Here is a 21,732-nt window from a genome sequence, read left to right as displayed (position 1 = left end):
GTTACAGATGCAGGCGACGGGCCGCGCGCCCCACAAGCCCAAGGGCGGGCACAGCCTGCCCTGCCACGACAGGAATGGCCGCCTGCCTGCCGCCCGGCAGGGAAACCGTAAGCTGCCCCACCTCCTGCCCCTGCCTGACCGGGGCCAGAAGCGGCGCGTTGTAATCCAGCGCGATATGGGTGCTGTTCCGCCAGCCATGCGGCAGCAGAAGTTTAAGGTCCTGCCCTGCCAGCAGGGGTACGGTCTGCGCGACCCCCATCCAGACAGGCGCCTGATCGACGACATCGCCTTTGCTGATGATCTGGGCCGTTTCGAAATTGGCCAGCGCCCAGCCCATCAGCCGTTCCCCTTCATTACCGCGGGCGGCCGAACTGGGCAGGCCGTTCAGAGCGACGATCACCCTGCGCCCGTCCCGTTGGGAAGAAGCGCACAGCCCGTATCCGCCTGCCTCGGTATGGCCTGTCTTAAGACCATCAGCCAGGCCCTTGACCACCAGACTGTTGCGGTTTTCCTGCCGGATCTTGTTGAAGAAAAATTCTTTTTCAGAAAAGAAATGATAATATTCGGGAAAATCATGAATAAGGCGCAACGCCAGATAAGCCACATCCCGCGCGGACATGTAATGGTTGGCATCCGGCCAGCCGGTCGCATTCATGAAATGGGAATTGCTCAGTCCCAGCTTGCCCGCCGTGTCGTTCATCAGGGCCACGAACTGGTCCTCTGACCCGGCAATCCCTTCCGCCAGAACAATGCAGGCGTCATTCCCGGACTGGATGACCATGCCCTGTATCAGATCCTGAACGGCCACGCTCTCGCCAAGCGGGACGAACATTTTCGAACCCTGCATGCGCCACGCCCGCTCGCTGACCGGCAGCGCCTGATCGAGCTTGAGCCGCCCTGCGCGCAGCATGCCGAACGTGACATAGGCTGTCATCATCTTGGTCAGCGAGGATGGCGTCATGCGCTCATCTGCATTTTTTTCCAGCAGGGTCGCGCCACTGCCGTAATCGAGAATGCAGGCCCAGCGGGCAACAGTGTCGAGCGGGCCGACCAGCGTCATGGCCGGGCTGTCAGCAACACCGCCGGCCTGCGCCCCCTCCGCCGGGGTGGCTGCGCTGTCCTTGGCATGCTTTGCCGCCGCGTGCCGTGGGCGTGCGGCTGCATTCAGTGCAAAACCGCCAGAAAAAAGGGCTGCGCCCCCTGCGAGCAAAAACCGTCGAGTCTGCAACTTTTTTCCCTATTCGACGACGAGGTGAGATCCGGTTAAACCAGAGGCCAGCGCGCGTTTCAAAGCCGCATCCGCCTCCTGTATAGTCACAAATGGCCCGTAGCGCACAGCCCACAGCGTGCCCTGCCCGCTCCCGGTCATGGCCGGACGAAGCACGCCACCCTGACGCGCAGCCTGCACCATGGCCGCATAGCGCGAGGTGAAATCCATTGTCTCCACCCAGAACATGCCCGGTCCCGGCTGCCCCTGCCTGACGGTGACGGGCAGGTCGGGCAGGACGGTTGGCCCATGCGGGGTACCGGCCGCCACGGCAGAGTTCTCCGCCCCGACTACGCTGGTTCCCTGTGCGCCGCCAAGGTCTGTCTGCGTGACACGTTCAAGAGGGGCCGAACTGATCTGGAGCGTGGGACCGCCAGGCAATGTTTCGGCCAACTGGCGGCTGGCTGCCTCGTCTTCCACCACACGCACCTGTGCAGGCCCCTTGCCCATGCCCAGCAGGTCCGCGGCACGGGACGAAAGGCCGATCATCCGCCCGGCCATGGCGGGCCCCCGGTCATTCACGCGGATCGTGACCTCGCGCCCGTTTTCAAGGTTGATGACTGTCACGACAGCAGGCAACTGCAGGCTCTGGTGGCTGCCGGTCATGGTTGCGCTATCGCGTACCTCACCATCGGTGGTCAGTTCACCGTCCCTGCCAGTCTGCCTGACCGCCACACCGGTTCCCTGCCAGGAAAATTCCTCCCTGGGGTAGAACCAGCGTCCATCCGCCTGCCACGGCGCGCCCACCACGTAATGGAGGTCCGGCCGGACAGGTTCTTTGCGCGTACAGGCGGCAAGGGCCACACAGCCGAGAAAAAAAACCGCTTTCTTCACGTTATTGCATCACCCAGGAGGCCCACACCCAGCGCGTAGAAGTCGGACGGGTTATAGCGGCGTATGACGTTGAAATTATGGTAGACAATAAAGGCCTCGCCCCCCGGCCCGTCCGGCCTGATAACCGCGCCTTCAGGTGCTGACCCCACAAAACTGCCCGCACGCGGCCTTACTCCCTGCGCCACCCACCACGCCATCGGCCTGACCGCGCCACGCCCCAGAAGAGCCTGGTCCACCGTGTCGGGCACGATCACCTCTTCACCCCAGGGTTGGCCGTCCTGCCAATCGCACCTGGCAAGATAGTTTGCAATAGAGGCAAACACGTCGCCTTCATTATGCCAGATATCGCCCCGCCCACCGGCGGGAAAACTGGCGGCGTACCGTTCATAGGCACTGGGCATGAACTGGGGCTGCCCCATGGCCCCCGCGTAACTGCCCATCATGCCCGCAGGTGCGACCGCGCCCTGGGCGAGAATATGCAGGGCCTTGAACAGTTCGGCCCGGAAAAAGGCCGACCTGCGCCCGTCATACGCCAGCGTTGCCAGCGCATCGATAACGAAATAGGTGCCCATACGCGTGCCGTAGGCTGATTCCAGCCCCCATATGCCCGCAATGGCCCCTTTGCTTACCCCGTAATGACGGCTGATCTGCCCGAGCAGGTCGGCCCGCCGGGCCGTCGCCTCCAGCCCGTCCGACAGTTTCTTTTCCGTCAGGACACGGGCCTTGTATTGCGCCCATGTCAGGGTGAATTCAGGCTGGTGCCGGTCTGCCTGCAGAACTTTCTGGTTCGGGTGGGGGCTCAGGGCCAGAGCACGGGTCACCAGCGCGGGTGAAAGCCCCTGCGCCACCGCCTGCCGACGCACCCCGGCCAGAAAGACCGCATACCCGCCATGAACCTTTTCACGCGGCGGGGATGGCCGAGCCACGGCCCGAGAACATCCCAGGGCGGCCACGCCACAAACAAGCAGAGTTCTTCGCAGCATCGGCTTCATGATCCGTTCGGACTGTTTGGCACCAGACTACAGTGCAATACGCCATCTGTCAGGATATCTTGCGCGCTTTTCGCGCATTGGCCGCATGCCCGCAGGCGTGGTGTGCCGCCCCGGTCACAACTTGACATCCGGCAGGCAAAAGCGCCTGTTACTGCTCGTCCCCACCAGCCGGTATGCCCGTGCTTTCTGTACCGGCCCGCCTTGACCGGGAGAACAGATTTTCCTTGCTGGACCATCTTCTGGAACTGAGCGCGGCAAGTCCGCTGTTGCAGGTAGCACTTGTCATTTTAGCCACGTTCGTGCTCGAAGACGCAGCAACCGTTATCACCGCCATTCAGGTCCGGTTGCATATCATAACCCCCATGACGGCACTCCTGGCGCTGTATGTGGGAATAATCCTTGGCGATATTGGCCTGTATGGTCTGGGGCGTCTGGCCGCCTGCTGGCCCCCCGCGCGGCGCTGGGTCACCCTGAACGAAGGCCGCGCACCGCATGACTGGCTTTCTCGCCGGTTGTTCTGGGTGGTTTTTGTCAGCCGCTTCGTTCCCGGCACCCGCCTGCCCCTCTACACCACCTGCGGCTTTCTCAGCGCGGGGTTACCCGTCTTCACCCTGGCCACGGCACTTGCGACCCTGATCTGGACAACCGCGTTATTTACGCTGTCCCTGCCGGTGGGTGACTTCCTGCTCGCCCATCTGGGCGCATGGCGCTGGGTGGGGCTGGGCGGCTTTGTGCTTGTCGTCAGTCTCATGGGGCATGTGTTCGCACGCATCCAGAAGCATAAAACATGAAAATCCGAACAGACCCCATGGGGGCCACCGCCGCAACACAGCACGACAGAAAGCCCAACCCGCTCTCACTGTTCGAATTCTGGCCCGGCTGGATTTTCTACACGCCGGTTGTCATTTACTGGATTCTGCTGGGCCTGCGCTACCGTGACGTTACCGTGCCGACTGCGGCCAACCCCCGCATTGTCACCGGCGGGCTGTGCGGAGAAAGCAAAAGCAGCATTCTGGACATGGCCGGCCCCTATGCCTCGCGCTGGATCGCCCCCTACACCACGCTTGTAACAGACAGGAACGACCTGCCCCGCACCCTTGACGCCATGCAGGCCAGAAACCTGACACTGCCTGTTGTGGTCAAGCCCGATATCGGGTGCAACGGCACGGGCGTCAAACTGGTCCGCTCCGAACCCGAGCTTGCCGCGGCACTGGCAGCGTTCCCGCGCGGGACCGAACTGGTGATCCAGAAGCTGATACGCCTGCCGCACGAGGCCGGGGTATTCTACATCCGCCACCCCGACAGGACCGAGGGGGAAATTTCCTCCCTTACCTACAAGGAAATTCCCACCCTGACGGGGGACGGGCGGCATACGGTAATGGAACTGCTCCAGCAAGACCCGCGCACCGGCAAGGTGCTGCATCTTTATGCCCCCCGCCTGACATCACGCCTGCACTGCGTACTGGCAGAGGGGGAACAGCTCGATCTCGTTTTTGCGGGCAACCATTGCAAAGGAGCCATTTTTCGCAATGGTGCCGCGGATATCACCCCCGCGTTGCGCGCACGCATGGACGCGATCATGAGCGATATTCCCGATTTTCATTTCGGGCGGGTGGATATCAAATTCAGCACCAAAGAAAGCCTGCGCCGGGGCGAGGATTTTGAAATTATAGAAATCAACGGTGTAGGCTCGGAAGCCACGCATATCTGGGACGCCAGCACCACCCTGCGCGAAGCCTATCGCGCGCAGTTCCATCATTACGGGGAGGCGTTTCGCATAGGCGCCAAGAAAAAAGCCGCCGGGTGGAAGCCCACACCGCTATGGCGCGGCATCCGCCTGTGGCGACGGCAGAAACGACTGCTGGCGTCCTACCCCCTGAACGACTGAGCCGGATTCAGCGCATGCCGGGCACACCATCCTGTCCCATCCGTGAATGCCTGTGACCGTAAAAGCGATAGGCAGCCCACCCGCACACAGCGTAGCCCAGCAATAGCAGCAATGGCAGCGGGTCACCCGCCAGCAGGGCCAGAATCATATCCACGCATAACGGGGCGACCATGACCAGGCAAAAGGCCATTCCCAGCAGCGGAACATAACCGACCCATACCCCGCGCACCTTAAAGCCGCCCAGCGGCACACGGAACAGGCGGGGCACATCGGGCGCTGTATTACGCATCCAGATCACGGTCAGGCACACAATCCCGAAAGCGGAGGCCGTGCCCAGGCTTACGAGATCGCTGATGATATCGATCGGCAGCACGGCCGTAGCGATGGCGGCAAGCAGACCCAGCAGAAGACTGCCGATCCAGGGTGTCTGAAAATGACCGTGCAGGCGCGAAAACAGCCCCGGCAGCAGCCCATCCTCCGCCATGGCGTAAAAAATGCGACTCTGGGCGTAGAGCAGCCCCAGTAATACCGAACACAACCCTATAACCGCGCCGAGCTTGATACATATTGCAAGCCAGGGCTCGCCCATGGCGTTTACGGCAATGGCCAGCGGGTCTGCCACATCAAGCAGGCGCCACGGCACAACGCCGATCAGGACTGCGGCAACAACCATGTACACAAGCGTACACACAAGCAGGGCCGCCACAATGCCGACGGGCACGTCCCGCCGGGGATGACGGGCCTCTGCCGAGGCGGTGGAGACAGCCTCGAACCCGACATAAGCAAAGAAAATGATCGACGCCGCGCGAAAAATGCCCGGAACGCCGTAATGAAAACCGCCCGCATGTGGCGGTATGAAAGGCACCCAGTAAGCCGGATGAACATGCCGGATACCAAAGGCCACAAACAGCACCAGCACACCGACCTTGAGAAAAACAACGCCAGCATTGATCCGGAACGATTCCCGCACGCCAACCACCAGCAACAGACTGACCGCAAGAATGGCGGCCGCCGCAGGCAGGTCGAAACGCCACCCGGCCATGACCGATCGCCCACCATCCTGGGTTGCAATCTGTAACGTGGTGGAGGACAGGGCTTTTGGAACATGTAGCCCCAGATCCTGCGCCAGACTGACCGCATAACCGGAAAAACCCGCGGCCACCCCTGCACAGGACACGCCATATTCCAGCAGCAGCAACCAGCCAACCGCCCAAGCCCAGCCTTCCCCCATGCTGACATAGGCATAGGTATAGGCCGAACCGGATACCGGCATGACAGAAGCCAGTTCAGCATAGGACAAAGCGGTAAACAGGCAGGCAACACCCGCCACGATAAACGACAGCAGAATGGACGGGCCCGCGTAGTTGGCGGCCGCCGTTCCGGTCATGACGTAAATCCCCGCACCGATTGTGGACCCCACGCCCAGTACGGTCAGTTGCAACGGCCCCAATGTTCGTTTCAGGCGCTGCGTGCTGTTTTCATAGCGCAGTCGTTCGAGCGTCTTGCGCCGCTTTAGCGTAGGCATCTCGCGCGCGGGCTACCGATCAGAGCGCGAAATGCAGGAAACACCACGCAGCAGCCCCTGCCCCCATGCAGTAAACTGCAAACGGAGTCATGGCCCAGTTATCGTGGTTACGGAAATAACGCATGAGAAATGCCGTGCTGATCAGCGCCGTAATGGCCGATACCACCGCCGCGATCAGGGCAATGTGCATCTGGCCTGGCTGCAACGGGATATGCCGCATTTTAAATGCCTCGCGCACGGTTGCCGCCAGAATGACCGGCTGCGCCATGAGAAAGGAAAAACGGGCCGCTGCATCATGATGCAGGCCGCGCAGCAACCCGCCGCACATCGTAGCCCCCGAACGAGAAAGACCGGGAAAAAAAGCCAGACACTGGAAAAGACCGATCACCACCGCATCGCGCGAGGTCAGGGCCGCGATGCAGCGTACTTCCCGGCCCGGAACGTCGCTGCGCAGTTTTTCCGTCAGCAGAAGAAGCAGCCCGTTCAGGAACAGGAAAATGGCGGCCGAAGACGCAGACCCGAACATGGACCGTAGCAGATGCTCGAACAGCCCCCCGACGATCACGGCGGGAATCGTGGCGACGATAAGCAGCCAGAAGATATGGAAGCTCTCCAGCTGGATACGCTGCCCTTCCGACCCCAGCACGCCTTTGATCAGGGCAGCCCAGTCCTTGAAGAAATACACCAGCAACGCAACCGACGTGCCCAGATGCAGCATGACCAGAAACGGCAGAAACGTTATGTCGTGCGGGTCATAAGCCCAGCGCAGCACGGAGGGCAGGATCACCGCATGCCCCAGACTGCTGACGGGAAAAAGTTCCGTCGCACCCTGAAGAATTGCCATGATAAGGGCTTGAAAAAAAGACATGTCCGGTCACGATCCACACTAGCAGGCTACCCTGCTGTTCTTGCACCAAGCACCCATGTGCTACAAGGTTTTCTGTCTTGTCCACGACAGGGACCAAGACCCACAGACAAGGAAACCCGCAGGTTATGAGCAAGCAAGGCCAGATAGGCGCAAGTATTTTCAGCATACTGGTGCTGCTCGGTACAGCGACTTTCATGCTGTACGCCTATAAAACCCAGAAAACACCCGGCACGGCCAGTTACGAACTGTCAGCACGCTTTGTCTCGGCCACCGGCCTCGCACACGGAGCCGATGTCGATATGGCGGGGGTACGCGTAGGCCGCGTTTCATCCGTAACGCTGGATACACAGACCCAGATGGCCATTGTCCGCTTCCAGCTCGACAAGGCGTTGCGTCTGCCCAAGGACAGCCTGCTGAGCATCGGCAGCGCCACTCTGTCCTCCGACAGCGCGCTGATGATCGAACCCGGCAGCACGACCGACTACGCAGCCCCGGGCACGATGCTGACACACACCATGGAACCTACAAGCCTGGAACAGCAGGTCAGCAACTACATTTTCGGTGTCGGATCGCTCGGCCAATAAGCCGTAAAAGCGCTGGATACCCAAAAAAATTTCCCCCACCGCTTGCCATGGGTTGACGCGTGATGCGGGACACGGTAGATCAGCGCCACCAACACGATGGCGGCGTAGCTCAGTGGTAGAGCAGGGGAATCATAATCCCTTGGTCGGAGGTTCAAATCCTTCCGCCGCTACCAGGTTTTCCTTGAAAAATAACGCATTATCCTACAGCAAAACCGGAACTGCATCCTAAAGGATCGCAACCGGAAAAAGCTGCTGGGGAAATGGCAGTCATGTCCCGTCCAAAATGGACAAGACTGCACGCTGGCCCGCTATGGGGACCGGAAACCACTCTTCCCTGTCAAAAAAGGGCCCTAACGTCGGTAACGTCAGCTACCCCGCAGAGTGCCCTGCTACCCGATCATGGATATCTGGCGGCAAATCCCTCGCCCGCCGCTATGCTGGCCGGGATTTGCGCCTGGTATTGTCTGTTCAGCCTTCGGAGAGTTCAGGCTGCGGTTCGGAGGAGAGGTCACTTTCTTCCGGGCCGTCCTCGATATCCGGCTGGGGTTCACCCTCTTCAACCGCATGGGACTGGCGCTGCTGGCGCGTGCTTTGCCGTTCCGCCCGTTCCTGCTGGCTTTGCTGGGCAGCCTGAGCCATGGCGTTCATGATACGGAAATAATGCTCGGCATGCTGGAAATAAGCCTCGGCCGCGACCCTGTCGCCGCTACCCGTGGCGTCGCGCCCAAGCTGAAGGTATTTTTCAAAAAGCTGCTGGGCCGTGCCTCTGACACGTACATCCGGGCCATGACTATCAAAAACATGATTCCGGTTCATCGGAATCTGGCCGTTCAGTTGCCTGGACGCTCCATTGCTCCCGCCGGAACGATGATGTCTGGTCCGCATCCGTTTTACGTTCATGGGTTTACCACAGCGCTTTCCTGTTCATGGCACTTAGCATGAGGAAACAGTCCGATAGAAAAGGCTTGTTCCTGAATGAAGGCCGAATTGTTTTTGGGAGGGGCTTCTAAACGGCAACGGTATACGCGTTGCCAGACGAAAGGCCCTTACCGCTTGTCTGGCAGGGTGGAGATTACACAATCTCCGGCTGCTGCAAAATCAAGCAGAGCAACTATACCAACCATAGCGTGTAATGCCAACCGCTTTTTTCCATGTCAGGCAAACCCATCAGGACGCAACGGCCCGCAGGACAACAGCGCGGGGTATGCCGCCAAGATCAGGCTGCACTGCGACAACGCTTAGCCCGGCTTGCGCGGCCAACTCCCGCAAGGCCGGTCCCTGGCCAATGCCGATTTCAAACACACCGATCCCACCAGGCGCCAGCAGGGATGGCAGGCGCTGACACAGGACCCGGTAGGCATCCAGCCCGTCAGCCCCGCCATCCAGCGCGGCTATGGGTTCGTGCTCACGCACCTCGGGCATGAGGGTCTGCAGATCCTGCGTGGGAATGTATGGCGGGTTGCTCAGCACCACGTCGAACCGGGCATGGTCCGCCAGAGCCTGCGCCCATTCCCCCGCCATCATGACCGCCCTGCCCGCCAGCCCCGACCGTTCGGCGTTGAGGCGGGCAAGACCTGCAGCCTGCGGGTTGATATCGACCCCAACCCCCCATGCCGCCGGATATTCGGCCAGAACGGCCAGCAGAAGACACCCGCTGCCAGTACCCAGATCCAGCACGGAAAGCGAACGACCATGATCGGGACAATATTCCAGCACGCAGGACACCAGGGTTTCCGTATCGGCCCGGGGCACAAGAGAGGCGCCGGAAACAGCAAGGTCCAGGCTCCAGAATCCTTTGCTACCGGTGATATAGGCGAATGGCTCGTGCGCCGCACGGCGTTCCAGCCAGGACAGGAACAGCACTGCGGGAACGGTGTCACGCGCTGAACGGGCCAGCATCTGTTCGGCGCTCTGCCCCAAAGCGTGCTGAAGCAGCAGCCGGGCCTCCCGCCGCGGATTTTCTATGCCGGCTTCTGACAGCCTGGATGTGCCCAGGCGTAGAAGCTGCTCTATTGACTGGTGGTTTTGAGTATTGTCTGCTGTCATGCTTTCGATCCCCCCAGTCGTGGTCTGGCGTAGTATTCCCATGCGTTTGTTTTATCGAATTACCTGTTTCAGCCGTATTATCCGCGCCCGCGACAGGCAGCACTCTCGTGTCGCATTGCCAGCCCTTGCCGCAACCACCATCATGGCCGCCATGCTGGCACGCCCCGCACTGGCGGGCGACTTCTCGGTCACGGACGGCAAGGCGGACAGCGAAGTTTCTGAAGTATCGCGTATCTACCTGGACGGAAAACTGGTTGCCACCTTCCGCCTGGACGATCAACGGCAGGAAAGAACGGTTCGAATCCCCACGGCTGAGGGGCAGAAGCAGCACACCTACACCTTATGCGGAGAAATTACGGTCCGCACCGAACAGGGCAAAGTGGAAACGCACGAAATCAGCAGTAACGGAACCCTGCGCGACCCGGACGGGCATCATTTTTTCGCACTCGGCTCTTCAGGTTTTACCGACTTTTACCTGCTGGACCCGACAGCACCCGATATTGCCACCCATTCCCCCGGCCGGTCCGACGTGTGCGCCGCACCCATAAGCTGAATACCGGCCTAGAAACCTTCAGCCGCCAGAAGCATGGCCTGTTCTTCCTGTGTCAGCGCATCCACAAATTCGTCAAGCTCACCCAACATGACACGATCGATCTTGTAGAGCGTCAGGTTAATGCGGTGATCCGTCACGCGGCCCTGGGGAAAATTATAGGTCCTGATCCGCTCGGAACGGTCGCCCGTTCCCACCTGCGAACGGCGGTCCGCCGCGCGTGAGGCATGAGCCTGTTCACGCTCCCGCTCGTAAAGCCGCGCCCGCAAAATCTTCATCGCCTTGGCGCGGTTTTTGTGCTGGCTTTTTTCTTCCTGCATGGACACGACAATACCGGTTGGCAGATGCGTGATCCGCACCGCACTTTCAGTCTTGTTCACATGCTGCCCACCTGCCCCTGAAGCCCGGAACACGTCGATCCTGAGCTCCGTCTCATTGACGGTGACATCCACCTCCTCGGCTTCGGGCAGCACAGCCACGGTCACGGTGGACGTGTGGATACGCCCCTGGCTTTCGGTTGCGGGGACACGCTGCACCCGATGGACACCGGATTCATATTTCAGGCGGGCAAAAACACCCTTGCCGTTGATTTCGGCAATGCCGCCCCGCAGGCCACCCAGTTCGCTTTCGTCATAATCCATGACGGTAAAGCGCCAGCCTTTCAATTCGGCATAACGGCGGTACAGATCGAACAGTTCAGCCGCGAACAGCGCGGCTTCGTCCCCCCCGGCGGCGGGTCTTATTTCCAGAATGGCGCTGCGTTCATCCGCCACGTCCTTTGGCAGAAGTGCCAGTCGCACATCCCGTTGCAGGTGCGGCAGGCGTTCGTGCAGTTCTTCCAGTTCGGCGCTGGCCAATTCCCTCATTTCCGGGTCGGCCATAAGCTGCTCGGCCTGGAGTACGGCCTGCTCCGCCATACGCAGGTCATTGATCCGGCGTACAAGATCATCGAGATCCGCATATTCGCGCGACGCCTGTGTAAAGGCATCGCCGCTCAAACCACCAGCAAGCTGTGCCTCAAGTTCCAGCGCCCGGCTGACAATACGGTCCAGCCGTTCATCCAGAGTCATGGTGCGAAAACGCTCCGCGCTTCCGTCAGCAGGACATCGCGCGAGACTTCGCGTTCTTCACCGCTTTCCATGGTTTTGACACGGAACGCACCACGGGCCAGTTCTTCCTCGCCCAGAAACAGCACATGGCTCGCATTCTGCTTGCCTGCGCGCTCCATGCGTTTGCGCAAGGACCCCTTGTAGCCGATTTCGGTACGCACACCCTGGGCGCGCAGAGCCTGCAGGATCTGACACACTGCGGCCTCGTCCGGGGTGCCGACAGGAATCAGAACGACAGAACGGGGTGCCTGCGCCACATCTTCAAGCAGCATGGCCAGTCGCTCGACCCCTGCTGCCCAGCCTATGGCCGGAATATCCGGCCCACCCATCTGCTTGACCAGCCCGTCATACCGCCCGCCAGCCAGTACCGTGCCCTGTGAACCCAGGCGATTGGTCACGAATTCGAACGTGGTATGATTATAATAATCCAGCCCCCGAACGATGCTGGGGTTGATCGTGTAGGCAATGCCGAACATGTCCAGCTTCTGGCGCAGTTGATCCCAGAACGCGCTGGCCTGCGGGGTCAGGAACTCGGCCATCATCGGTGCGTCGGCCACCAGCGTGCGATCTGCCGCGTCCTTGCTGTCGAGAATGCGCAGCGGGTTTTTCTCAAGCCGGGCCAGGCTGTCTTCGGACAGTGTTGCCTTGTGAGCCGAAAAATATGCAACCAGCGCCTGCCGCCACGCGGTGCGACTTTCCGTATCGCCCAGCGTGTTCAGTTCCAGCGTGACATAATCGGCAATGCCAAGCGCCTTGAGCACGGCATGACCCAGGGCAATGGCTTCCGCATCGGCCAGGGGCTCGGCCGCGCCGATCAGTTCCGCGCCGATCTGGTGGAACTGTCGATAACGACCTTTTTGCGGGCGCTCATGCCTGAACATGGGACCGGCGTAAAACACCTTCTGCGGCAGGGACTGCGTCAGTGCGTTCGTCACCAGCGCACGGCAAACAGCGGCCGTGCCTTCAGGGCGCAGGGTCAGGCTTTCACCGTCGCGGTCACTGAAGGAATACATTTCCTTGGACACCACATCCGACGTATCGCCCAAAGACCGGGAGAAAACACGCGTGTCCTCGAAAATCGGGGTCGACCATTCATCGAAACCGTAAAACCCGGCAATCTCACGCGCAGTGCCGATCACATGCGTATGGCGCCGCTGCTCCTCACCGATAAGATCGTGCGTTCCTCTTACAGGCTGAATGGTGCTCACGGTATGTTCTGTTCCCGACTGGACGCCAGCCCCCGATCAGGGGCTGGCTGACCTTGCTGTTTTTTGTGACATAAGCGCGCAGCCACCGGCACGACGGCATTGCCGCCACGCCGGAACCGCACGGGCCGAATATCAGGTGGCGGAAGCCATATCCGGCAGTTCAGGCGTCTGGCCTTCCTGCTTGGCTTTGGCCTCTTCCGCCTCGATCGCGGCAATACGCTGCTCAACCAGTTCCACAACGTGTTCGATCATGTCGCCACCCGCCACGGTATGGTCCTGCTTGCCGGCGGAATACACCATGTGCCGCCCCGAACCGCCGCCGGTCACACCCAGGTCGGTCATCAGCGCCTCACCGGGGCCGTTCACCACGCAGCCGATAATGGACAACGTCAGCGGGGTCTTGATATGGGCGAGCCGGTCTTCAAGCGTCTGCACGGTTTCAACCACATTGAAACCCTGCCGCGCGCAGGACGGACAGGAGATGATTTTCACACCCCGGTGCCGCAGGCCAAGGGATTTGAGAATATCCCAGCCCACCAGCACTTCTTCTTCCGGGGCGGCGGACAGGGACACACGCATGGTGTCACCCACACCGGCCCATAGCAGGTTGCCCAGCCCGATGGAGGACTTGACCGTTCCCGCCCGCTTGCTGCCCGCTTCGGTAATGCCGATATGCAGCGGGTAATCGCAGGATTCAGACAGTTGCTGGTAGGCGGCAACAGCCATGAACACGTCTGATGCTTTCACGCTGATCTTGAATTCGCGGAAATCGTGATCTTCAAGAATTTTGGCGTGTTCCAGAGCGCTTTCCACCAGCGCTTCAGGGTTGGGCTCGCCATATTTTTCCAGAAGATGCCGCTCAAGCGATCCGGCATTCACCCCGATGCGGATGGAACAGCCATAGTCCTTGGCGGCGTTCACCACCTCGCGCACACGCTCCGGGCTGCCGATATTGCCGGGATTGATCCGCAGACACGCGGCCCCCGCCTTTGCCGCCTCGATCGCGCGCTTGTAGTGAAAGTGAATGTCCGCCACGATCGGCACGTTCACTTCCCTGACGATTTCCGCCAGGGCGGCAGTGCTTTCCTCGTCCGGGCAGGACACGCGCACGATGTCGACCCCGGCCAGTTCAGCCCTGCGAATCTGCTCGATCGTCGCCTGGGCGTCGCTGGTCAGCGTATTGGTCATTGTCTGAACGGAAATCGGTGCATCCCCACCGACGGCGACTTTGCCGACATGGATTTTCCGAGATTTCCGACGCTCAATATGCTGGTAAGGCCGGTAGCCGCTCATCTTACATCCTTTTGTCGAGACGACAGTTGGCGGGCACAACCGTGTTCGGCGCCACGGCTTGCACGCGAGGTTTGGTGTTGTCCTGCCAAAAACGGAGCCAGTTGGCTACACATAAAGCATGGAAAGAGCCATTCAGCGCGCGTCGGTTCCCTGGAGCTGACGTGCGTTCAGGTCATCAGCACTGGGCTCATCCGCGACGGAGGACACCGGCGGAGCCACCGGTGCTGCCGGTGCCGCAGCGGGCACGACCGCAGGTGCAGCACCCTGCGGCGCCTCCGCCGCCTGTGTTTCATGACCCGGAACGCGGCTTGTCGGCTGCCCGGCTCCGCCCGCCACGGGCGCGGCTGAAGCCGTCGCAAGAGATCCGTCGCGCACTGCCTGCGCGTTCAGCGCCAGATGTCTGCGTACGGCACCGTTCCGCCCCAACGGGGGCGTTGTCACACTACCAGCCTGCACCACAATACCACCGGCATTGCCGACCGTCAGGCTATAAGGGCCGCCAGATGCGGGCACCGTCCATTCCTCATCCGGTTGCAGGACATGGTCGTAAACCGTCTTGCCCTGTTCATCCTTGACCTGCACCCAGCTTGCCGCCAGCGCTTTCACAACAATCTGATCGTCAGGCACGGCCTGTGCAACGGGTGGCGCGGATGGCGCCTGCGCTTCGGACGAGCCGGCAACAGGCGATGCCGGAGGCGGCGGGGCAGCCAGGGGGGCCAGGGCACCCTGCCCGTTTGCAGGTGCTACGGCCTGCGCCGCGGGAGAATTGGCCGGAGCAGCCTGTGTCGCATCAGAGGCAGAACTGCCTGCCTGCCCCTGTTCCACCGCATGCGCCGCTGCATCCGCCACAGAAGGAGCAAGCCGCTGCGGCAATGGAACCGCATGTTCGGGCAGAAGGGACGCCACCTGCGGAGACGGCACATTATGCGTCGCCTCACCCTGCATGAGACTGGCTACAGGCGGAACATGCTCCGGCAGTGGGGACGAGCGCCCCACGAAGCAGTACCATCCGACATAGCTTGCCAGAACGACTACAAGCCCCAGAGAAATCGATACCGCTGGCGGCAGACGCCGGTCAGGTACCGGATCGGGAAAATCGAGCACGGGCTTGTGCGCCACGGCCCGGGTTTCCTGCCGGTAGCGGTTGATCAGGACAGCAGGATCGAACCCGAGAGCCTGCCCATAGGTGCGCAGGAAGCCCAGCGCATAGACTTCGGCCGGCAGCAGTTCATGCTGCCCGGACTCCAGCGCGCCCAGATAGACATCACGAATCCGCAGCCACTCCGACACGTCTGCAAGCGACCAGCCCAGTTGCTCACGGCGCTCACGCAGCGCCCGGCCCACGCCAAGCGTCGCGACGTCGGGTAGGACATGGGGCGGGATATCCTGCCCCTGCTCGGCACCGTGGGCGTGTTCAGCCATCAGCATCCATACGTCGTTGTTGTCCGACCAGAGCTAACACGGCCTGGTCGATCAGGTCAGCAATAATCTGCGCGACAGGCTGCACGGCCGTAACCATGCCCACGGACTGCCCCGCCATGACCGATCCATGTTCGACATCGCCTTCAATGACCGCGCGTCGCAGCGCACCAGCCCAGAAATGTTCGATTTCGAGCTGGGCGGCCTCACGCGTCAGGTCCCCGCCCTGAAAACGGCGGATGACATCGGCCTGATGGGCCAGGAACTTCCGCCCGCCTTCGTTCGCCAGACCACGCACCGGAATCACCGGGAACCGTTCGTCCAGCTGGGGAGATGTCACCGCGTCACGAGCGGCGGCGCGCAGGAACGCCTTCTTGAATTTTTCGTGCGCGATGCTTTCCTCGGCGGCGGCAAAGCGCGTGCCGAACTGCCCCCCCGCGGCCCCCTGTTCCAGATAGGAGACAAGAGCGTCGCCCCGCCCCAGACCACCTGCAACAAAAATCGGCACATCCCGGATATGGGGCAGGATTTCCTGCGCAAGAACCGTCAGCGAAACGGGGCCGACATGACCACCGGCTTCCGCGCCTTCGATCACCAGCGCATCCACCCCCATGCGGACCAGCCGCTTGGCCAGAACCAGCGCGGGCGAAAAGGCGATAACCCTGGCCCCGCCATCCTTGATGGCCTTGATGGCGGCCCCGGGCGGAATACCCCCCGCCAGCACGATATGCCCCACACCGGCGTCCAGACAGACCCTGATCAGGTCATCCAGCATAGGGTGCATGGTAATCAGGTTCACGCCAAAGGGCTTGTCGGTCATTGCCCGTGTGGCGGCAATTTCTTCCGCCAGGCGAGCAGGCTCCATGGCCCCGCAGGCAATGACCCCAAAACCACCCGCGTTGGAAATGGCAGAAACAAGATGCCGTTCGCTCAGCCAGGACATCGCCCCGCCCAGAATGGCGTAAGGCGTGCCCAGGAAATCGGCGCCACGGGCCCACAGCCGGTTCAGGCGGTTACGCGCGCGTGTCCGTTCCGCATCCGTGGGCGGGTGTTCGGCCAGAACTGCTTCAGACATTGTCCAGCCCGTACGCTGTGTGGAGGGCACGCACGGCAAGCTCCGCGTATTCGGCGGCGACCAGAACCGAGACCTTGATTTCGCTGGTGGAAATCGCCTGGATATTGATCGAGCGCTCATACAGGGTGCGGAACATGGTGCTGGCAACACCCGCGTGCGAGCGCATGCCCGTGCCCACCACACTGACCTTGACGATATCGGGGTCGGTCAGCAGTTCCTCGTACTGCACAGCGTCGCGCACGGATTCCAGCACGCTGATGGCGCGCGGCAGATCGGTCTTGCTGGTCGTGAAGGTGATGTTGGTGGTGCCGTCAGCCCCGGTGGCCTGCACGATCATGTCGACATTCACGTTGCCTTCGCTCAGCGGGCCGAAAATGGCCGCGGCAATGCCCGGGCGATCTGGAATGCGCCGCACCGACACTTTGGCTTCGTCGCGGGAGTAAGCAATGCCGGTGACCAGTTTCTTTTCCACGATTTCGTCCTCATCCACCACCAGGGATCCGGGGAGCTGGCCTTCCATGACCGCCGGACCATCTTCAAAACTCGACAGCACCTGCACACGCACGCCTTCGCGCATGGCCAGAGCCACGCTGCGGGTCTGCAGGACCTTCGCGCCGACAGACGCCAGTTCCAGCATTTCCTCGTAGGTGATCTTATCGAGCTTCTGCGCCTTGGAAACAATCCTGGGATCTGTCGTGTAGATCCCGTCCACGTCGGTATAGATATCGCACCGGTCGGCCTTGATCGCGGCGGCCAGGGCCACGGCCGAGGTATCGGAACCGCCACGTCCCAGGGTCGAGACTCGGCCGTCCGGCGCAACGCCCTGAAAACCGGCGACAACCGGCACCACACCTTCGGCCATGCAGCCCAGCAGGTGTTCGCCATCAATCGTGTCCAGGCTGGCCTTGCCATGCGCCGAATCGGTACGGATCGGCACCTGCCAGCCCGCGAACGACCGCGCGGATACACCCAGACCCTGAAGTGCGATCGCAACCAGCCCGCTTGTCACCTGCTCTCCGGTGGCAACGATCGAATCGTATTCCTTCGGGTCATGCAGGGGAGACAGAGCCTGGCAGAAGCCGACCAGCCTGTTGGTTTCGCCCGCCATGGCCGACACAACCACAAGCACGTCGCACCCGGCGTCCCTCTGTTTTTTGACACGCTGGGCCACAGCCCGAATACGATCGAGATCCCCCACGGACGTGCCACCGAACTTCATGACAACCCGGGGTGCGGAACCGGACATAGCTTTTATCTCCACCTGAGCAGGTCGCAAAAAAACCTGCCCCTCACGCGCGCTCCTGCTATCAGCGATGACAGAAAAGAGGCGCGCGGACAGTTGCGCAGCTTTACAAGGCGCGTCACATACCCTTCCCGGCCCCCTTTCGTCCAGCGGGGAGACCAGCAGGAAAGGAATTTGTTGTATGTTTGCATCCATGCCCCAGGCAGACCCGCAGAAAGACCCCCAGCCCGCTGGCTCCGTTTGCGCCGAGGAAATCGCCCGTTTCAGCGCCCTGGCGGAACAGTGGTGGGACCCGACCGGCCCCATGCAGCCCCTGCATGCCATGAACGGCCTGCGTATTGGCTGGGCTAGCCGCCACCTGCCCCTGCGCGGCAAAACATCGCGCCATGCCCGCGTGCTGGACATCGGCTGTGGCGCAGGTCTGGCGAGTGAAGCGCTGGCAAAAGCGGGCTACGACGTTCTGGGGCTGGACGCATCCGCCGACGGCATTGCAGCCGCCCGCCGCCACCTTGAGGCACACCCTTTGCCCAAGGGATCGGGCCCGCTCAACTACCGGGCTGGCAGCGCGGAGGAACTGGTCGCGGAACAGCAGCGTTTTGACGCTGTTGTAGCATTAGAAATTATAGAACACGTCACTGATCCTGAAGCATTTTTTGTAATGCTCGCACAATTGGTGGAACCGGGTGGCGTGGTTATTGTCTCGACGCTCAACCGGACCCTGCGCTCGCTCGCCGTGGGCAAGATCGGGGCGGAATATGTCATGCGCCTGCTGCCCGTTGGCACACATGAATGGCGCAAATTCATCCGCCCGGCCGAACTCGCCCATTATGCCCGTAGTGCCGGCCTGCGCATGGACGCCATGACGGGCATGGCCCCCACCAGCCTGATCCCCCTGAGCAGCCCCTGGAAAGAGACCCGTGACCTGAGCATCAACTACATCGCTGCGTTCAGAAAATCCTGATTTTAAAGCTTTTTTACTCAGGTCCGGGTCGTTTTTATTCAGGTCTGGGCGGCAGGGTCAGGAATTCGATACAGGTGGGGCTGCCCACCGACGTGAAGTCCCATGTAAAGTTGATCTTGCCGGTCAGACTGTCGACCCTGAAGGACGTAATGGAATCACTCCGCTGGTTGGCTACGTACAGGTAGCGCCCCGTCGGGTCGAATTTCAGCGCACGCCCGTAATCGGCATGGGTCCAGATTTCGTCCACCAGCGTGAGTGTGCCATCCGCAGCGATCTGGAATACGGCCAGCGAATCCCCCAACCGGTTGGACACATACAGAAAGCGCGCATCGGGCGAGAGCAGAATACCCGCCGCCAGCGTACTGCCATGGAAATGCGCCGTGACGCTGCTGACGGTCTGCTTGGGGGTAATCAGCCCGCTTTGCGGGTCGAAATCGGCCACGACAACCTTGGAATCCTGTTCACATAAAATAAACAGCCTGCGACCATCCGCGCTGAACTGGAAATGCCGCGGGGCGGAACCGGGGGTCATGGGAACGAACGGCACCCTGGCGGGGATCAGGCGGCCGTTCTGCATATTGATCCGCCAGACATACACCCTGTCGAGCCCGGCATCCGCGACAAGTACGAACCGGCCTGACGGGTCGGCGTGGATCATGTGCGGATGGGCGGATGAATGATCGCTGATTGCAAAATTACCCGGCGGGTTATCCGCCGCCCGGTCCGGCATGCGCGGGCCGGAATTATGGATAAGGGTCGTCATTTCCCCCAGCGCGCCGTCGGGCCTGACTTTCAGCAGACAGAACGTGCCACCGGTATAGTTCGCGACCATGACGTACTGCCCCGAGGGATGCACGCTCAGATGGGCAGGGTCCGCCCCACCCGACGCAACCGTATTCAGCTTGGTCAGAGCGCCACTGGCCTGGTTGATGGCAAATGCCGTCACAGAACCGCTATGTTCTTCGTTATAGTCGTTGATCTCGTTCACCGCGTACAGAAACCGCCCGTCAGGCGACAATGCGATGAAGGAGGGGCTGGCAATATCCGTATACGTAGCCAGATGGGTCAGCGCACCCGTATCGGGGTTCATTTCAAACGTCGTCAGACCACCGGCATTCCCGCCTGGAGGCCCGTGCTGGGTATATCCGCCCACGAAGCATAGTATCCGCCGTGGCGCGGCTTTTTCGGCATCAGCCGGTACAGGCGGCTTTTGGGCGACCTGCTCCTGCGCGTGGCCACCTTCGGGCAGCAGAACGTTCGACACAAACCCGGCGGCAAGCACGCCCCGGCCAAAAACACGCCGCGAAATTCGTGCTGTCATCGTGCGGCCTCCGTCAGTCATGTCAGGGCATTTTACACATGGGCCCCATAGGGGGGCCGGTGTAACGGGTCCATGTCTGGGTTTCGCCGAAAATGGGCAGGCCGAGATAACCGCGCAACTTCAGCACATCGGGGCGTGGGGACCAGATCTGCGCATCGTAGACATGACCCGTATCGGGATCGAGAATGTTTCCGCCCAGTCGACCCTGACTGTCGCCAAGAGGGACGAAGCCGGTCAGCATGGTAATTCCGCATTCGGACTTGCCGTCATGCCCGTGCGGCACATCCGTGCCGTCATAACGCAGCCCCACCAGACGACCGCAGACGGTTTGCCCGCATTGCTCGATCCTGAAAACGCCGTCGTGATCCTGGCTGAGCCAGTATCCGGTCAGCGCCCCTGCTGCGGTATCGGCATGCACCGCTCCGGGAACGGCCAGTCCCAGGCATACCCCCAGAAACACCACCGCCAGTGCGCACACCCTACGGCACCAGCCTGCCGGGCTCTGGCCTATGGGGCTTGGGCCTATGGGGCTCTGGCCTGCCTGGCCCATATCCCTGTGCCTTCTCATGCCTTTTTCCTCCATCAGGCCCTGAACGGATAGTACCATACCTATGCCAGCAACAGCGAGAAAACGCCCCGACCGTGCCGAAAGTCCCTTATGGTACAACCTTGTCCATCGCCCTTCAGTTCTCGGTCTTGTCGATCCAGGGGAGGGTATGGAATTCCACCCCCTCGTCTTCTAGCGTTTCACGCTGGGGCTGCGTCATGTCACCATAAATGCCACGTTGAGGCGCTTCGCCGTTATGGATGCGCAAAGCCTCCTCGGCAAAGCGTTCACCCACATGCTCGCAGTTGTCTTCAATCGTACGGCGCATCTGCCGCATGGCGCTGACGATCATATCTGGCGTAACTGCCGGGGCTGGCGGGTTCTGTGCCGCCCCTCCGCCAGCACTCTCGCCCGCCATATGCTCCGGACCTGCTTGATTCACCTGCGGGCCGGTCTGGTCAGCACGCTTGCGGCCACCACTGACAATGGCCGGGGCCATCGGGGCCTGTTCCACTTGCGCCGTACCGCATTCCGGGCAGGAAAGCAGGCCCGCGTGCTGAAGCCGCGCGAAAGTGCTGCTGTCGCGGTACCATCCTTCGAACCCGTGATCGGCCGCACAGCGCAACTGGTAACAGATCATTCCGCCTTACTTTCGCGTGGATATGAACCGCAAGGGCCGCCGGTCAGCCAAGACCCAGCAGCGCATCGAGCTTGCCCGAACGCTCCAGTGCCATCAGGTCATCGCAGCCACCCAGCGCTTTATCGTCAACGAAAATCTGGGGGACCGTGGTGCTCCCACCGGACCGGCTGGTGGATGCGGCACGTTCGGGCGTACCGCGCGGCGCGTTGATTTCCCTGAAGGACACGCCCTTGCGTTCCAGCAACGCCACAGCCCGCATGCAGTACGGGCAACCGGGCTGGGTATATATTTCGATATTGGGCATGGGCAGACCTTCTGTCATGTTACGGGCACCCGGCCAGAACCGGCGTGCCTCCCCGCCC

The 21,732-nt window shown here is 61.3% G+C and carries 22 protein-coding genes and 1 tRNA gene; 6 read left to right on the top strand and 17 right to left on the bottom strand.

What is annotated here, in order from left to right; all coding sequences use genetic code 11:
* Nucleotide 1: 1 nt before the first annotated feature.
* Genes ABF990_RS00950 through ABF990_RS00940 form a run of 3 tightly spaced genes read right to left on the bottom strand, consistent with a single transcriptional unit; the run spans nt 2 to nt 3,084 of the window.
* Entirely contained in the window at nt 2–1,228 is a 1,227-nt protein-coding gene (locus ABF990_RS00950) for a D-alanyl-D-alanine carboxypeptidase family protein (protein WP_415490573.1), read from the bottom strand.
* 9 nt (nt 1,229–1,237) lie between these two features.
* Nucleotides 1,238–2,101, bottom strand: a complete 864-nt coding sequence (locus ABF990_RS00945; protein WP_415490574.1) for a septal ring lytic transglycosylase RlpA family protein — start codon at nt 2,099–2,101, stop codon at nt 1,238–1,240.
* Nucleotides 2,098–3,084, bottom strand: a complete 987-nt coding sequence (locus tag ABF990_RS00940; RefSeq protein ID WP_415499604.1) for a lytic murein transglycosylase — start codon at nt 3,082–3,084, stop codon at nt 2,098–2,100. The genes ABF990_RS00945 and ABF990_RS00940 overlap by 4 nt, the downstream gene beginning before the upstream one ends.
* Before the next feature lie 233 nt (nt 3,085–3,317).
* Here ABF990_RS00940 and ABF990_RS00935 point away from each other — a divergent pair, with 233 nt between their 5' ends.
* Both ABF990_RS00935 and ABF990_RS00930 read left to right on the top strand, forming a co-directional pair.
* Nucleotides 3,318–3,884, top strand: coding sequence for a DedA family protein (locus tag ABF990_RS00935; protein WP_415499647.1), 567 nt, complete (start codon nt 3,318–3,320; stop codon nt 3,882–3,884).
* A 17-nt stretch (nt 3,885–3,901) separates the two neighbouring features.
* Nucleotides 3,902–4,981: a D-alanine--D-alanine ligase gene (locus ABF990_RS00930; RefSeq protein ID WP_415490642.1), complete on the top strand. Its 1,080-nt coding sequence runs from the start codon at nt 3,902–3,904 to the stop codon at nt 4,979–4,981.
* Between the two features lie 7 nt (nt 4,982–4,988).
* Here ABF990_RS00930 and ABF990_RS00925 read toward each other — a convergent pair whose 3' ends face one another.
* Together ABF990_RS00925 and ABF990_RS00920 are read right to left on the bottom strand one after the other, a co-directional pair.
* Nucleotides 4,989–6,506 (bottom strand): APC family permease, encoded by a 1,518-nt coding sequence (locus ABF990_RS00925; RefSeq protein WP_415490577.1) that lies wholly within the window; start codon nt 6,504–6,506, stop codon nt 4,989–4,991.
* A gap of 19 nt (nt 6,507–6,525) precedes the next feature.
* Nucleotides 6,526–7,374, bottom strand: a complete 849-nt coding sequence (locus ABF990_RS00920) for an undecaprenyl-diphosphate phosphatase (RefSeq protein ID WP_415490578.1) — start codon at nt 7,372–7,374, stop codon at nt 6,526–6,528.
* A 125-nt stretch (nt 7,375–7,499) separates the two neighbouring features.
* On the opposite strand from ABF990_RS00920, the gene ABF990_RS00915 reads away from it, so the two are divergent.
* Nucleotides 7,500–7,958 (top strand): MlaD family protein, encoded by a 459-nt coding sequence (locus ABF990_RS00915; protein ID WP_415490579.1) that lies wholly within the window; start codon nt 7,500–7,502, stop codon nt 7,956–7,958.
* 98 nt (nt 7,959–8,056) lie between these two features.
* Nucleotides 8,057–8,131 (top strand) — tRNA-Met (locus ABF990_RS00910).
* Nucleotides 8,132–8,426: 295 nt separating this feature from the next.
* Here the strand turns inward: ABF990_RS00910 and ABF990_RS00905 are convergent.
* Nucleotides 8,427–8,858, bottom strand: coding sequence for a DUF4167 domain-containing protein (locus tag ABF990_RS00905; protein WP_415490580.1), 432 nt, complete (start codon nt 8,856–8,858; stop codon nt 8,427–8,429).
* 267 nt (nt 8,859–9,125) lie between these two features.
* Complete coding sequence (gene prmC / locus ABF990_RS00900) at nt 9,126–10,004, bottom strand: peptide chain release factor N(5)-glutamine methyltransferase (RefSeq protein WP_415490643.1); 879 nt, start codon at nt 10,002–10,004, stop codon at nt 9,126–9,128.
* Nucleotides 10,005–10,044: 40 nt separating this feature from the next.
* Between prmC and ABF990_RS00895 the strand changes: the two genes are divergently transcribed.
* Entirely contained in the window at nt 10,045–10,557 is a 513-nt protein-coding gene (locus ABF990_RS00895; protein ID WP_415490581.1) for a hypothetical protein, read from the top strand.
* Nucleotides 10,558–10,565: 8 nt separating this feature from the next.
* Here the strand turns inward: ABF990_RS00895 and prfA are convergent, their stop codons facing one another.
* The 6 genes from prfA to ABF990_RS00865 form a co-directional block, all read right to left on the bottom strand.
* A complete protein-coding gene (prfA, locus tag ABF990_RS00890; RefSeq protein ID WP_415490582.1) occupies nt 10,566–11,624 on the bottom strand; it encodes a peptide chain release factor 1 in 1,059 nt (352 codons plus the stop codon).
* On the bottom strand, nt 11,621–12,871 hold the full coding sequence (gene hisS, locus ABF990_RS00885) for a histidine--tRNA ligase (RefSeq protein ID WP_415499605.1): 1,251 nt from the start codon (nt 12,869–12,871) through the stop codon (nt 11,621–11,623). Before hisS ends, prfA begins: the two co-directional genes overlap by 4 nt.
* 132 nt (nt 12,872–13,003) lie before the next feature.
* Complete coding sequence (gene ispG, locus ABF990_RS00880; RefSeq protein WP_415499606.1) at nt 13,004–14,164, bottom strand: flavodoxin-dependent (E)-4-hydroxy-3-methylbut-2-enyl-diphosphate synthase; 1,161 nt, start codon at nt 14,162–14,164, stop codon at nt 13,004–13,006.
* Between the two features lie 132 nt (nt 14,165–14,296).
* Nucleotides 14,297–15,586 carry a RodZ domain-containing protein gene (locus ABF990_RS00875; protein ID WP_415499607.1) on the bottom strand — a complete coding sequence of 430 codons (1,290 nt, stop codon included), beginning with the start codon at nt 15,584–15,586 and terminating at the stop codon, nt 14,297–14,299.
* Nucleotides 15,579–16,658 (bottom strand): NAD(P)H-dependent flavin oxidoreductase, encoded by a 1,080-nt coding sequence (locus ABF990_RS00870; protein ID WP_415490586.1) that lies wholly within the window; start codon nt 16,656–16,658, stop codon nt 15,579–15,581. The genes ABF990_RS00875 and ABF990_RS00870 overlap by 8 nt, the downstream gene beginning before the upstream one ends.
* The gene (locus tag ABF990_RS00865; protein WP_415490587.1) at nt 16,651–17,904 is read right to left on the bottom strand and encodes an aspartate kinase; all 1,254 of its coding nucleotides are present in this window, start codon (nt 17,902–17,904) and stop codon (nt 16,651–16,653) included. The genes ABF990_RS00870 and ABF990_RS00865 overlap by 8 nt, the downstream gene beginning before the upstream one ends.
* 178 nt (nt 17,905–18,082) lie before the next feature.
* Here ABF990_RS00865 and ubiG point away from each other — a divergent pair, with 178 nt between their 5' ends.
* Entirely contained in the window at nt 18,083–18,862 is a 780-nt protein-coding gene (ubiG, locus tag ABF990_RS00860) for a bifunctional 2-polyprenyl-6-hydroxyphenol methylase/3-demethylubiquinol 3-O-methyltransferase UbiG (protein WP_415499608.1), read from the top strand.
* Nucleotides 18,863–18,896: 34 nt separating this feature from the next.
* Here ubiG and ABF990_RS00855 read toward each other — a convergent pair whose 3' ends face one another.
* From ABF990_RS00855 to grxC, 4 genes are all read right to left on the bottom strand, one after another.
* Nucleotides 18,897–20,183: a lactonase family protein gene (locus ABF990_RS00855; protein ID WP_415499609.1), complete on the bottom strand. Its 1,287-nt coding sequence runs from the start codon at nt 20,181–20,183 to the stop codon at nt 18,897–18,899.
* 22 nt (nt 20,184–20,205) lie between these two features.
* On the bottom strand, nt 20,206–20,790 hold the full coding sequence (locus ABF990_RS00850) for a DUF2147 domain-containing protein (protein WP_415499610.1): 585 nt from the start codon (nt 20,788–20,790) through the stop codon (nt 20,206–20,208).
* 76 nt (nt 20,791–20,866) lie between these two features.
* Nucleotides 20,867–21,370 carry a DUF1178 family protein gene (locus tag ABF990_RS00845; protein ID WP_415499611.1) on the bottom strand — a complete coding sequence of 168 codons (504 nt, stop codon included), beginning with the start codon at nt 21,368–21,370 and terminating at the stop codon, nt 20,867–20,869.
* Between the two features lie 43 nt (nt 21,371–21,413).
* Nucleotides 21,414–21,674, bottom strand: coding sequence for a glutaredoxin 3 (gene grxC, locus ABF990_RS00840; protein WP_415490644.1), 261 nt, complete (start codon nt 21,672–21,674; stop codon nt 21,414–21,416).
* Nucleotides 21,675–21,732 lie beyond the last annotated feature (58 nt).

It is taken from the genome of Acetobacter sp., assembly GCF_047723915.1.
In the GTDB taxonomy this organism is placed as follows: Bacteria; Pseudomonadota; Alphaproteobacteria; order Acetobacterales; family Acetobacteraceae; genus Acetobacter.
The sequence above is the reverse complement of the archived record's forward strand: the minus strand, read 5'-3'. Positions and strand labels throughout refer to the sequence as shown.